Source organism: Vibrio sp. TRT 2004 (assembly GCF_050113735.1).
Classification (GTDB): Bacteria; Pseudomonadota; Gammaproteobacteria; order Enterobacterales; family Vibrionaceae; genus Vibrio.
Genome location: NZ_JBNJOH010000036.1, coordinates 30,847 through 43,071 on the forward strand (window position 1 = coordinate 30,847; position 12,225 = coordinate 43,071).

A 12,225-nucleotide genomic window follows, 5' to 3' on the forward strand; every position below is an offset into this window, starting at 1 on the left:
GACGTTATCATCACACCAACAATATGCTATCCTCAACGTCGATTCACATGCAGATAACAGTTAGATGAAAATTCTTATCATTGGCCCATCGTGGGTGGGAGACATGGTCATGTCTCAAAGCCTCTATATATCGCTAAAAAAACAGCACCCACAAGCCGAGATTGATGTCCTGGCTCCTGCTTGGTGTAAACCGATTCTTGAGCGTATGCCACAAGTCTCTCGCGCAATCGAAATGCCGATTGGGCACGGTAAGTTTGACTTGTTTGCGAGAAGAAAAATTGGCAAAGATCTGCAAAAAAACCATTACACCCACGCATTTGTATTGCCAAATTCGGCGAAATCCGCATTAATCCCACTGTTTGCGGATATTCCAAACAGAACTGGTTGGAAAGGTGAATTCCGATATGGCTTGCTGACCGATTTAAGACCAGACAAACGTGTCTTCCAATACATGGTCGAACGCTATGTTGCCTTAGCGGTGAGCAAAACAAGCATGCGACAAGAAGTGGAATTAAAAAACTGCCCAACGCCTAAGTTAACGGTTGACTCAGAAAGTCAGAGCAACGCCAGAACTAGACTGAAACTTACGTCAGGCAAACCTATTATTGGTTTATGCCCTGGCGCTGAATTCGGCCCTGCGAAACGCTGGCCAGATCACTATTACGCTCAAGTAGCCAAACATGCCATTTCCTGTGGTTATCAGATTTGGCTATTTGGCTCAGGAAAAGATCATCCCGTCTGTAAACTGATTCGTTCCGCGTTAAATGAAGATGACCAACAGTTCGTTCATAATCTCGCCGGACAAACATCATTAATAGAAGCCGTTGATTTGCTAGCTGCATGCCATACAGTTGTAACCAATGATTCCGGCTTAATGCATGTTTCATCTGCAGTCGGCTGCAATATTGTTGCCATCTATGGTTCTAGTTCACCAGAATATACACCTCCACTGACAGACAAGCTTGCTATGGTGCATACAGATATTGAGTGTCGCCCCTGCTTTAAGCGAGAGTGTCCATATGGGCACCTTGACTGTCTCAATAAGCTGATGCCAGAAAAAGTTATCAACGCTCTAAGTACATTTATTGGAAAAGAAAATAATGAAACACCTTTGGTTTGAGAAAGGCGCTTATGCCGCAAAAAGTGCTCGTCAATATATTAAAGATGAGTTCGAACCCAAGAACATAAAAAAAATTGCTGTCATTCGTCACGCCGCACTAGGTGATCAAGTTATTGTGCGTCCTTTCTTGGTGGAAGCGAGAAAGTTCTTCCCAAACGCAGAAATCACTCTGGTTACCGTTTCCAACTACCTTTACGGCACCCCATCAGAATTAGCAGATAAAACTATCGTGATGAAAAGTCGCGAAGATTCAAAGGGGCTATCGTTAAAAGAGAAGTATCAAGATTACAATCAGCTTGACGAGCAAGATATTGTTTTTGACGTCGCCGGTACTAACCGCTCTTATTGGCTGACGCTACTCACTAAAGCAAAATTAAAAGTAGGATTCCCGTACACATCATTCTTGTGCGGAAAGCTGTACAACCTCGCTGTGTTTCGCTCGGACTTTCAACCTGAAGTTGAATGCATGCTCGACATGTTAAAAATCCTTGGACACAATCCAACTTACCCACTCGACTTCGCTTATCCCGATCACCGTGAACTAAAAGATACCTATCAACCATACGTGGTCTACTTTAGTGGTGCTTCTCAGCTAAGAAAAATACTTTCTAAACAGGAAATGCGTGAGGTCATCGAGCAAGCGATTGAACATCAACCTGATGTTAAGCATGTTTTCCTTGAAGGAAAGAATGATTTTGAGAAAGGTGAATTTTTACAAGATCTTGCTGACGCTGGAAAACTTAAGATTCAACCTTGCTTGCCGCTAGATGAACTGGTCGAGTTTATCGCTAAAGCTACTTTGGTTGTAGCACCCGATACCGGCATACGCAATGTCGCGATATCAACGCATACACCCACTGTTGGTATCTTCTACGCTACGGTTCCATTCCGCTATACACCATTGTACGAAAAACATTGGATAGCAATGAATGCCAATGGCAGTAAGCCAACTAGCGATCAAATCGTTGCATCGATTGGCTGCGCACTAAATTCAAATAATAACTAAAGGTAGGAAATCAAAATAATGAGCCAACTTAAGATATTAATCGCTAATCGATTAATTCGCCTTACAGGAAATATTTTTAAGGTGCTTTCCTATCCATTTCATTGGGCGCTACCAAAAGTTCGCTTTACCATTCCAGCTTATGCGCCAGCCAAAGTAAGGTTAAGCGGCGACAGAGCAATTCCTCGAACCATCTGGCAAACAAACTTTACCGATCAGGCGAGTCTTCCAGTTTATCTGAATTACCTTTTTAACCGCCTGATGTCACTCAACTGTGACTATCGCTACGTAAGCACGGAAGCGAGAGGAGAGTTCCTAAAAGAGAATGCTTCTCCCGAAGTTTATACAGCCTACTCTCGTCTGACCAATGGCGCAGCACAAGCTGACCTTTGGCGTCTGGTTGTCTTAAATACTCAAGGTGGTGTTTATATGGACATTGACGCCACTCTAGTTTGGTCTTTAGACAAACTACTCGGGAATGATAAAGAGCTATATATCAAAGTCAGTAACAACACTGAGATTACTAACTACTTTATTGCATCAGCGCCTAATAACGAGGACTTACAGGCGACGATTGACCAAGTGGTATATAACATCAACCACTATAAACCTGAAATGGGCGTTTACCATTCAACGGGTCCTACCGTTCTGAATCAAGCTCTGGAAGGAAAACCAGTTAATACTGAAGATAGAAAGTACGTTTGTATCCAGGGCACGTTTACCAATGAACATTTTCAGTACATCGATAAGCCACGCGGTAAGTGGACACATATAAACCCAGAAGATCTTGTAAAGTAAACGTGCTAGCCCGATTCTTATACTCTCTACTACTGACACTGGTCGCCCCACTTCTTTTATACAGCCTCTATAAAAAGAAGCAGGGCAAGCCAAGTGTGGGCAAAAGGTGGAAAGAGCACTTCGGTTTTACCCCCACCATCCCTAATTGCCAACAGCCGATTTGGATTCACGCAGCTTCTGTCGGTGAAACGATTGCTGTTACTCCATTGATTAAACAGCTCAAGTCTCGCCACCCTGAGGTAGACATCGTACTCACGACTACAACGTCAACAGGTGCCGAACAAGCCGAGCGGCTAGGAGGCTTAGTTACACACCGCTATACTCCCGTAGATTTCTCATTTGCGATTAGCAAGTTTATTCGAGTCATCAAACCATCACAGTTAATCATTGTTGAAACCGAGTTGTGGCCAAACACTCTTAACGTGGTTGGTAAAGCTGGAATACCTATTACCTTGCTCAATGCGCGTCTGTCTGAAAAATCCTATCGTGGCTATAAAAAAGTTCTCCCCTTATTCATCCCAATGGCCAAACAGCTATCCAAAGTTCTGTGCCAATACCATGATGATGCAGAGCGTTTTTTCAATCTCGGTGTGAATAAGGAAAAGCTGGTCGTCACGGGCTCGATAAAGTTCGATATATCTATAACAGATACCGTACTCACTCAGGGCAATCAATTGAGAGAACAGTTAGGTAAAGACCGCCCAGTCTGGATTGCCGCTAGCACTCATGAAGGTGAAGACAAGCAATTGTTATCAGTACATAGGCAGCTTCTCTCCTATCTACCAGAATGTCTATTGATTATTGTTCCCAGGCACCCAGAGCGGTTTAGCAATGTCGCTAAGCTATCCCAAGAGCTAGGCTTTCTAACAGTAACGAGAAGTAGTGGTAATGTCATCGAACAAGAAACTCAAGTTTACCTTGGCGATACCATGGGAGAGATGCTCACTTTAATGCAGGCCAGTGACGTCTGTTTTATGGGTGGCAGCTTGATCGGAAAAAAAGTCGGTGGCCATAATTTACTAGAGCCAGCTGCACTTGGCATACCGACTCTGACTGGACCAAGTTATTACAATTTTACTGATATCACTCACGCTCTTGTTGCCTCGGGTGCATGTAAAATTACTGACAATGCTGAGAGTATTGTATCGCAGCTAAAGTTCTGGCTAACGGACAAACAGCAGCGACAAGCAAGCGGTCAACAGGCGCTATCTGTGGTAAATAAAAATACTGGTGCCATCAATCAATCCCTCGCTCAAATAGATCTGGACTAGGAACTAAATTACATGAAAAAGCTAATCGTCGACTTAGACGGAACACTCACGCAAGCCAACACTTCAGACTATAAAAATGTCCTACCGCGTACAGACGTGATTGAGCAACTAAAAAACTATAAAGAACAAGGGTTTGAAATAGTGATCGCCACTGCGCGTAATATGCGAACCTATCAAGGTAATATAGGTAAAATCAATATCCATACTCTACCTATCATTACAGAATGGCTGGACAAACATGACATCCCTTACGATGAAATCATTGTAGGAAAACCATGGTGCGGCCATGAAGGTTTCTACATTGATGACCGAGCAGTACGTCCGTCAGAGTTTGCAGAACTCTCATTTGAGCAAATTAACCAGCTATTTGAAAAGGAAAAACAATGTTCCTAATTATGTCCGGAGCCTATGTTGGACAAGAACTGGAATCGGAGTTTGGCCATATTCCACCTAGCTTTTTGCCACTAGGTAATCGACGATTGTTTCAGCATCAAGTTGCTCTGGTACCAGATGGAGTTGATGTATACCTATCAGTTCCAGAATCTTTTTCTGCTTCAAGTCTCGATCAGCAATGGTTAAAACAACAAAATGTAACTTTAATCAATACACCTGATGGTCTCAGCTTGGGTGCTTCCATAGTCGCTGCGATTAATATCAGTGGTCACTCGCTAAACACACCTTTACATATTCTCTATGGCGATACCCTTTTCTCTCAGCTTCCTATCGGTGATGATATCGCGAGTATTTCGACTGCGAAAGACAGTTATAACTGGGCAGTATTAACTGATGACAAGGCTCATTGGCTAAAAGATACCGAACAACAACTAAGCGCAGAAACTAATCGCATTATCGATGGCTACTTTAAGTTTAGCCAACCGCGTGAGTTAGTTCGTTGCATAACCCAAAGCGAATGGAACTTCATCGAGGGGTTAAACCGTTACCATCAATCGGTAGGACTCACGCCTGTTGACTCAAATGGTTGGCTGGATTTTGGCCATGTAAACACTTACTATCGCTCAAAAGCAGAGCATACCACTCAACGAGCGTTTAATGAGCTGACTATAACACCAAAGTGGATTGAAAAAGCGAGCATTAAAAACGAAAAAATTGCCGCAGAGGCTAATTGGTTCGAGCTGCTCCCATATCCACTGCGTGGCTACATCCCACAGTATTTAGGCAGCCGTAACGAGCAAGGCAAAGTTTCATACAAACTTGAATACCTGCATCTTACCGCTTTGAACGAGTTATTCGTTTTTTCCAAATTGCCTACCCAAGTTTGGCAACAAATCCTAACAGGCTGTATTGAGTTCCTGTCTGCTTGCAGCAGACAATCCGTTGAAGCGGGTACTCACACCAACACGCTAGATATTCTCTTTGGCGGAAAAACCCCTGAACGATTAGCTGAATTCTGCCAAGCGCGAAACATCGACCTAGACAGCACTTGGATTTATCAAGACCAAGAAGTCACTCTCAAGCAAATTCTTGCAAATAGTGAGAAGCATCTACCTGACGCCCAAGCACAACTTGGCGTTTTACATGGCGACTTTTGCTTCAGCAATATCCTATATGACTTTCGAGCTGGCAAAGTAAAAACCATAGACCCTAGAGGGATGACGCCTGATGGACGTCTGACGATCTATGGTGATGTTCGCTATGATCTTGCAAAGCTGAGTCACTCTATTTTGGGGCTATATGATTGGATCATTGCCGGCTACTATGATGTATCCCTTAAGGGCCAAAGTATTACTTTGTGTATTGAAGATAACGGTGCTCATAGAGAAACACAGCAAGCCTTTATACAAATGGTCGAAGAAGAGTTTGGCATTACAGCGCAAAACTTATATGCCATGCAGATCCAACTTTTCCTCTCTATGCTACCACTTCACGCGGATGATAAGCGTCGACAAGATGCCCTATTCGCCAATGCATTCAGACTACATCAAATTCTGCAGAGGCTAGAACAATGATCGTGATACCAATGGCGGGCATGAGCTCGCGCTTTTTTAAAGCTGGCTACACAAAGCCTAAGTACATGCTTGAAGCTCACGGAGAAACCTTATTTGACCATTCTGTTAAGAGCTTTCAGGCTTATTTTGCTTCACTACCATTTCTGTTCATCGTCAGAGATGTCTACGAAACAGAAGCCTTTGTTAAACAGCGAGCACAACAGCTTGGTATCAACGAGTTTTACGTTGTTGTTCTAAACCAAGAAACAAGGGGGCAGGCGGAAACTGTTGCCTTAGGTTTAGAATTATTAGAGCAACAACTTCCCGACTATCAGGGAGTGATTACCGTATTTAACATTGACACTTTCAGGCCTAATTTTAAATTTCCTGATGTCAGTAAAGTCGGTGATGCCTATTTGGAAGTATTTAGAGGCTCTGGTGACAACTGGTCTTTTGCACTGCCAGAAAATGAAGGCTCAACTAAAGTAATCAAAACTGCTGAGAAGAACCCAATATCTGATCTTTGTAGCACAGGTCTGTATCATTTTAATCGCAAGCAAGCCTACCTAGATGCCTATCAAGCCTATGTAGCTAAGCCTAAACAAGAATGGGAAAAAGGAGAACTGTACATTGCTCCTTTATATAACTTACTGATAGAAAAAGGCTTAGAGGTTCACTACCATCTAATTGAACGAAGTGAAGTGATCTTCTGTGGCGTTCCGCAAGAGTACACTGACTTTCTTAATAGGTAGCTAAATGATTCAGATCGAAGATAACGAGATCACTTTTGTTGTTCAAGGTCCGGTTCAAGCGAGTAATGACCGAACTCAACTAACAGGCATCACTAATGAGTGCCTGAGTTCAATTCGACAATTTTTTCCAGCTTCTACCATCATTCTATCAACGTGGAAGGGTCAACCGCATCAAGGCTTGGACTATGATCAGGTACTTGAACTCGATGACCCAGGCTCCAATACTATATATCACGATGGACAACCGCAGACTCTAAACAATAATCGTCAAATGGTTAGCTCCCACTATGGACTCAAAGCAGTAACGACAAAATACGCAGTCAAAATGCGTTCCGATAACAAACTTATTGGCCGACAGTTTGTCGATTTGTACTGCCAGTACGCAAATCTACCTAGGCGAGAGTCGTTTTCCTTTTTTAACCAGCGAACCTTGACCAGCAGTACCTTTTTTATCTCTAGCCACCATGGCAGGGCGGTCTATTTCCACAAAAGTGATCTGTTTGACTTCGGCCTGACCGAGGATCTTCTCACAATTTGGTCTGATAACTGGATACCAGAGCTGAGCTTCACCCTCACTCCTGGCTATAAGGCACGCTACGCTACTACTGAGCAGTTCTTAACGTTAAACTGGTTATCCAGGCTAACAGGCAAGGAACTTAAGACCAATAATCTGACCTGTGAAGATGCAGGCTTAGGTTCTGATTTCTGGCCACAGTTTATCGCTAACAACATCATCGTTGATGCCCCAGAAAAATTAGGGCTAGATGTTACGGAAAGATTTTATAAACGTGGAAATCTAGCTCTGGAGTACGATTTGCAAGACTGGCTCTACCTAAACAATCAGTCAGGTAAGCCATGTGATAAAAAACGTTTGTACCGAGGCTACAAAAACTGGACGGGAACCTTGTTGAGGAAGCTCAAGGGTTAAACTTTTGACTGGTAGCCAGCAAGCAATGGCTGCCAGTCACTTTCCAGCCATGAGATATTACACTTACCCACCTCTTTCACAAAAGATCGCTTCAATCTTTCCAGATTACCTTGTTTCCAGTCATCGCCGGATTGCTGGTAACACTTATCGAAATCGATGATCCAAACCTGCTGCTGGTCATCCACCAGAATATTATGAATGTTGAGATCAGTGTGATTGACTTGAGCGTCATGCATTTTTCTGATTTCTTTACCAATCTTTTGGTACATCTCTGCACTGAGCGGGGCTTGTTGCAAAATAGCCACTAAATCACGAGCATTAGCTACTTTTTCACTCAGTAAATCAGCGCGGTAGGTCAGGCCGGTGCGAATCGCACATGCGGCTATCGGTCTTGGTACATTAACCCCCGACTCTCTCAGTTGCTTTAAAAGCTGAAACTCCTGAAAACTACGCGTCTTCTCCCAGCCAGTAAACCAGTAGCTATCTGCGACCAATTTGCCAAATAGACCACCACGACGATAATGACGTAGAGCTGCAGCAACGGTCTCTGTCTGTACAAACCATGTTGTACCTCGACCAGTCGCACTACCAATAACCTTACCTTCCTTCTGCCAGTAGTTGGCATCAAAAGCCTTTTCTACTGGCTCTTTCAACAATTGTTCATCATACCAAATCGTATGGTTGTTATGAGTAGCAGTCTTCATTGTACTTGGCAACGTGCCCTAAAATTGGCTGAAATCGGTTCTATTTTACATTTATTCGTTAGCTCTGCATAATTCGATATCACTAACAATAAGTTACTCGACACCATGGCCCTTTTTGATACTGCTCCACAATCCCTGTGCATCTTGCGCCTTTCCGCAATTGGTGATGTCTGTAATACCATCGCAGCAGTTCAGGCCATTCAAAAACAGTGGCCAAATACTAAAATAACTTGGATAACGGGAGCACTAGAAGCAAAGTTGCTTGAGAGTATCGATGGGGTTGAGCTGATTGTTTTTGATAAGAAGCAAGGCTGGCAAGCATACCAACAGCTTTGGTCAAAACTCCAAGGCCGTCAGTTTGATGCGCTGCTGCACATGCAATACGCTTTTAGAGCAAGCATTGCCACATTAGGTATCAAAGCGAGATACAAACTCGGCTTTGACGCTAAACGTAGCCAAGATTTCCAAACCCTGTTCACTAATGTCAAAGTACCTTCGCCTAACAAGCCTCATGTCCTCGATGGTTTAATGGCGTTTGCTGAGCAGATTGGTATTGATGATATAACGCCAAAATGGCGATTAAGTTATACAGAGCGAGATGCCAACTGGGCAGAAAATCATTTAGATGCCAGTAAACGAAACCTTGTGCTAGTACCCGGTGCCAGCAAGTCATATAAAAACTGGCATGCACAAGGCTATAGCGAGCTCATTAAGCATGCACAAGCTAAAGGCTGGAATGTCATATTAGCCGGCAGTCCGGCGAAAGTTGAGACAGACTTGGCTGAACACGTTGTTGAGCTATGCCAAAGTTATGTGACCAACCTTGTTGGACAAAGCTCTCTGATGCAGATGCTAGCGTTGCTAGACAAATGCGATTTGGTGATCGCCCCTGATACAGGCCCTGCCCATATGGCGAATGCGATGAACACACCTGTGATTGGTTTGTACGCTCACCATAACCCTCAGCGCACTGGTCCCTATCAATACCCCGACTATGTGGTCAGTGTTTGGCAACAGGCGATCGAAGAACAAACGGGGCAATCTGCCGAGCAACTGAGTTGGCGCTCACGAGTGAAAGACAAACAAGCCATGAACAGAATTACTTCTGATCAAGTCATCGCCATGTTCGACTTGGTCTGTGAAAAAGAGTCACTATTATGAATCAAGCCAGTCAAAACCGAGCGACAATTGCCGCCGTTATTATCACTAAGAATGAGCAGGACAGCCTGCGCGATTGTCTAGAGAGTTTACGCTGGGTTGATGAGATCATCATCGTCGACTCAGGAAGTACAGATAGTACTGAAGCTATCGCCCGTGAGTATACCGAGCATTTTTATGTTAATGCAGAGTGGCCTGGGTTTGGTAAACAGAAGCAATTAGCACAAAGCTACGCCACCAGTGATTGGATTTTAGCGGTCGATGCTGATGAGCGTATTGATGATACATTACGTGAGAACATCCTCGCTATGCTGGAAAACCCGCCACAGAACACGGTATACAACCTTAACGAACTCACTTGGGTATTTGGTCGTTTCCTCAAGCACTCTGGATGGTATTACCGTCACGTACGCCTCTACCCAAATAAACTGACTAAGTACAATGACAACCTAGTACACGAATCTGTGATTATCCCACAAGGCTGTCAGGTGGCAGAGTTAGATGGCGATATTCTTCACTACTCTTATCAGAACCTAAATCACTACTTAGTTAAATCGGCAGGCTACGCCAAAGCTTGGGCAGATCAACGCCAAGCCCGCGGCAAGAAGGCGTCTCTATCACAAGGGATTATTCATGCGCTGGGCTGTTTCCTGAAGATGTACCTACTCAAACGCGGCTTTCTGGATGGTAAACAAGGCTTCCTTATCGCGGTGCTTTCTGCGCACTCCACCTTTGTTAAGTACGCAGACTTATGGGCACGTGATAACGACCCTCACTACAAAAAATAAGTCACCGTTAACGCATCAAAAAGGGCTCATCAGAGCCCTTTATCATTTCAGTAATGTCTTGACCCAAGGTTTCAGTTCTACTAAAACCTGTTCAATATCAATACGCGCCATATCTTCCTGACTCGCTTTGTCATCCGCTTTGGGTGGGCAGAAGGCGATATGATTACCTTCTGAGTTGATTGGCTTCCAACGTAATGGCGTTGCAGAACGTTTACTTGGGAAGAAGCCAACAGTAGGCACATCAATCGCAGCCGCAATATGCAGTGGACCAGTGGAACCAGCAATAAACATATCTGCACAGGCAATAGAGCAAGAGAAGTCCACTAAGCCATCATTGTTATCGTAAAGCACCGCACTGCGGCCATTCTCTGCCATCAGTTTTTGTAACTCCGCCGCTTTTTGCTCTTCTCCTGGGCCAGCAGTCAGCACCACCTCAAAATCGCCCTCTAAGCCACATACTAGCTGGGTGTATTGTGGTAGTGATAAATTATTCGCACTACCGCCACTTCCTGCATGAACATAGATCCATGGTTTATCGCTATTTAAACTCAATTGCTGCGCCAGCTTCGCTTTTTGCTCAACAAGCTGTTGGTCGCTAAACGAAAGATAAGGTGCAGAAGGTTCGACAACTTTCACTTTATTGTCGGTCAGGAAGGCACGAATAAGGTCGAGGTTATATTCAAATTCAGGCTTAGCAGATTGCGAACGTTTCTGCTTGATGCGTTTATTGTAAAAAATCTGCGCCAGCTTAGTTGCTGGAGCTAATCGGTAAGGGACGTTACCTTTCCAGACTAACTTAGCGTTATAAGTGGTTGAGAATAGATTGATTGAGGCGTCGAATTGCTCGGCACGAATCTGCTTTATCAATTCGATTTGTTTGGCTTTGTCACTTTTCTCTGTTGGGTCAACCAACACGCTATCAATCCAAGGACATAGCTCGGCCAATGCCACCGTGTAGTTAGGGACTAACGCAGTGATGTGACAATCTGGTAGTGAGGCTTTCAACATAGCAAAGCTTGGCCAAGCTAGCATGAAGTCACCAATTTTATCGTTACGCACAACCAGTATCTTTTTCATCGTCCCATCCAATTGTCTAATTTGTCCCAATGATAGCGGCTTCAGTGGGTAATTGTGAGCCTTTTTGTTAAGATTGAAGCAGATGGAATGAATTGAGTATCTTAATCGTGAGCCAAAAACGCCTTTCCCGAGTAATTTATCCGGGCACTTTTGATCCTATTACTAATGGACATTTAGATCTTATCGAGCGCGCTGCTGATATGTTTGATGAAGTCATTATTGCGGTTGCGGCCAGCCCAAGCAAAAACACCATGTTTACCTTAGATGAACGAGTCCATTTTGCTCAGGAGGTCACAAAGCACCTAGATAATGTTACCTCAAAGGGCTTTTCGGGACTGATGGTCGATTTTGCCAAACAAGAACAAGCCAATGTGCTTATTCGCGGCCTTCGAACTACCGTCGACTTTGAATATGAGTTCGGCCTGACCAACATGTACCGCCGTTTGATGCCTGGTTTAGAGAGTGTGTTCCTAACGCCAGCTGAAGAGCACGCCTTTATCTCTTCAACCATAGTGCGCGAAGTTGCTATTCACGGTGGCGATGTGACCAATTTTGTCCCGCAAGTAGTGGCAGAGGCGTTGAAAGAAAAAGCGAAGGTATAAGCGAGTGACGAGTGACGAGTGACGAGTGACGAGTGACGAGTGACGAGTGACGAGTGACGAGTGACGAGTGACGAGTGA

The 12,225-nt window shown here is 44.1% G+C and carries 13 protein-coding genes; 11 read left to right on the forward strand and 2 right to left on the reverse strand.

Annotated features, from left to right (window positions below):
- Positions 1–64: 64 nt before the first annotated feature.
- Genes waaF through ACQEXR_RS14480 form a run of 8 tightly spaced genes read left to right on the forward strand, consistent with a single transcriptional unit; the run spans position 65 to position 7,818 of the window.
- Positions 65–1,120 (forward strand): lipopolysaccharide heptosyltransferase II, encoded by a 1,056-nt coding sequence (gene waaF / locus ACQEXR_RS14445; protein ID WP_427020610.1) that lies wholly within the window; start codon positions 65–67, stop codon positions 1,118–1,120.
- On the forward strand, positions 1,101–2,126 hold the full coding sequence (locus tag ACQEXR_RS14450) for a glycosyltransferase family 9 protein (RefSeq protein ID WP_427020611.1): 1,026 nt from the start codon (positions 1,101–1,103) through the stop codon (positions 2,124–2,126). The genes waaF and ACQEXR_RS14450 overlap by 20 nt, the downstream gene beginning before the upstream one ends.
- Before the next feature lie 18 nt (positions 2,127–2,144).
- A complete protein-coding gene (locus ACQEXR_RS14455) occupies positions 2,145–2,921 on the forward strand; it encodes a glycosyltransferase family 32 protein (RefSeq protein ID WP_427020612.1) in 777 nt (258 codons plus the stop codon).
- A gap of 2 nt (positions 2,922–2,923) precedes the next feature.
- Positions 2,924–4,192 carry a lipid IV(A) 3-deoxy-D-manno-octulosonic acid transferase gene (gene waaA / locus ACQEXR_RS14460; protein WP_427020613.1) on the forward strand — a complete coding sequence of 423 codons (1,269 nt, stop codon included), beginning with the start codon at positions 2,924–2,926 and terminating at the stop codon, positions 4,190–4,192.
- Positions 4,193–4,204: 12 nt separating this feature from the next.
- The gene (locus ACQEXR_RS14465) at positions 4,205–4,585 is read left to right on the forward strand and encodes an HAD-IIIC family phosphatase (RefSeq protein WP_331416714.1); all 381 of its coding nucleotides are present in this window, start codon (positions 4,205–4,207) and stop codon (positions 4,583–4,585) included.
- Positions 4,576–6,159, forward strand: coding sequence for a phosphotransferase (locus ACQEXR_RS14470; protein WP_427020614.1), 1,584 nt, complete (start codon positions 4,576–4,578; stop codon positions 6,157–6,159). Before ACQEXR_RS14465 ends, ACQEXR_RS14470 begins: the two co-directional genes overlap by 10 nt.
- Entirely contained in the window at positions 6,156–6,890 is a 735-nt protein-coding gene (locus ACQEXR_RS14475; RefSeq protein WP_427020615.1) for a glycosyltransferase family 2 protein, read from the forward strand. Before ACQEXR_RS14470 ends, ACQEXR_RS14475 begins: the two co-directional genes overlap by 4 nt.
- Before the next feature lie 4 nt (positions 6,891–6,894).
- The gene (locus ACQEXR_RS14480; protein WP_427020616.1) at positions 6,895–7,818 is read left to right on the forward strand and encodes a WavE lipopolysaccharide synthesis family protein; all 924 of its coding nucleotides are present in this window, start codon (positions 6,895–6,897) and stop codon (positions 7,816–7,818) included.
- Here ACQEXR_RS14480 and ACQEXR_RS14485 read toward each other — a convergent pair.
- The gene (locus ACQEXR_RS14485; RefSeq protein ID WP_427020617.1) at positions 7,815–8,522 is read right to left on the reverse strand and encodes a 3-deoxy-D-manno-octulosonic acid kinase; all 708 of its coding nucleotides are present in this window, start codon (positions 8,520–8,522) and stop codon (positions 7,815–7,817) included. The two genes, ACQEXR_RS14480 and ACQEXR_RS14485, sit on opposite strands and share 4 nt — an antisense overlap.
- A 105-nt stretch (positions 8,523–8,627) precedes the next feature.
- Between ACQEXR_RS14485 and ACQEXR_RS14490 the strand changes: the two genes are divergently transcribed.
- On the forward strand, positions 8,628–9,683 hold the full coding sequence (locus ACQEXR_RS14490; RefSeq protein ID WP_427020618.1) for a glycosyltransferase family 9 protein: 1,056 nt from the start codon (positions 8,628–8,630) through the stop codon (positions 9,681–9,683).
- The gene (locus tag ACQEXR_RS14495; protein ID WP_427020619.1) at positions 9,680–10,468 is read left to right on the forward strand and encodes a glycosyltransferase family 2 protein; all 789 of its coding nucleotides are present in this window, start codon (positions 9,680–9,682) and stop codon (positions 10,466–10,468) included. Before ACQEXR_RS14490 ends, ACQEXR_RS14495 begins: the two co-directional genes overlap by 4 nt.
- Positions 10,469–10,510: 42 nt before the next feature.
- Here ACQEXR_RS14495 and ACQEXR_RS14500 read toward each other — a convergent pair whose 3' ends face one another.
- Complete coding sequence (locus ACQEXR_RS14500) at positions 10,511–11,545, reverse strand: glycosyltransferase family 9 protein (RefSeq protein ID WP_427020620.1); 1,035 nt, start codon at positions 11,543–11,545, stop codon at positions 10,511–10,513.
- Between the two features lie 107 nt (positions 11,546–11,652).
- On the opposite strand from ACQEXR_RS14500, the gene coaD reads away from it, so the two are divergent.
- The gene (gene coaD / locus ACQEXR_RS14505) at positions 11,653–12,147 is read left to right on the forward strand and encodes a pantetheine-phosphate adenylyltransferase (RefSeq protein ID WP_138972948.1); all 495 of its coding nucleotides are present in this window, start codon (positions 11,653–11,655) and stop codon (positions 12,145–12,147) included.
- Positions 12,148–12,225: the final 78 nt, after the last annotated feature.

What these genes read in the sequence shown, in the direction of transcription:
- waaF (WP_427020610.1), top strand. Translation starts at nt 65, where the DNA reads ATGAAAATTCTTATCATTGGCCCATCGTGGGTGGGAGACATGGTCATG.
- ACQEXR_RS14450 (WP_427020611.1), top strand. Translation starts at nt 1,101, where the DNA reads ATGAAACACCTTTGGTTTGAGAAAGGCGCTTATGCCGCAAAAAGTGCT.
- ACQEXR_RS14455 (WP_427020612.1), top strand. Translation starts at nt 2,145, where the DNA reads ATGAGCCAACTTAAGATATTAATCGCTAATCGATTAATTCGCCTTACA.
- ACQEXR_RS14465 (WP_331416714.1), top strand. Translation starts at nt 4,205, where the DNA reads ATGAAAAAGCTAATCGTCGACTTAGACGGAACACTCACGCAAGCCAAC.
- ACQEXR_RS14470 (WP_427020614.1), top strand. Translation starts at nt 4,576, where the DNA reads ATGTTCCTAATTATGTCCGGAGCCTATGTTGGACAAGAACTGGAATCG.
- ACQEXR_RS14475 (WP_427020615.1), top strand. Translation starts at nt 6,156, where the DNA reads ATGATCGTGATACCAATGGCGGGCATGAGCTCGCGCTTTTTTAAAGCT.
- ACQEXR_RS14480 (WP_427020616.1), top strand. Translation starts at nt 6,895, where the DNA reads ATGATTCAGATCGAAGATAACGAGATCACTTTTGTTGTTCAAGGTCCG.
- ACQEXR_RS14485 (WP_427020617.1), bottom strand. Translation starts at nt 8,522, where the DNA reads ATGAAGACTGCTACTCATAACAACCATACGATTTGGTATGATGAACAA.
- ACQEXR_RS14490 (WP_427020618.1), top strand. Translation starts at nt 8,628, where the DNA reads ATGGCCCTTTTTGATACTGCTCCACAATCCCTGTGCATCTTGCGCCTT.
- ACQEXR_RS14495 (WP_427020619.1), top strand. Translation starts at nt 9,680, where the DNA reads ATGAATCAAGCCAGTCAAAACCGAGCGACAATTGCCGCCGTTATTATC.
- ACQEXR_RS14500 (WP_427020620.1), bottom strand. Translation starts at nt 11,545, where the DNA reads ATGAAAAAGATACTGGTTGTGCGTAACGATAAAATTGGTGACTTCATG.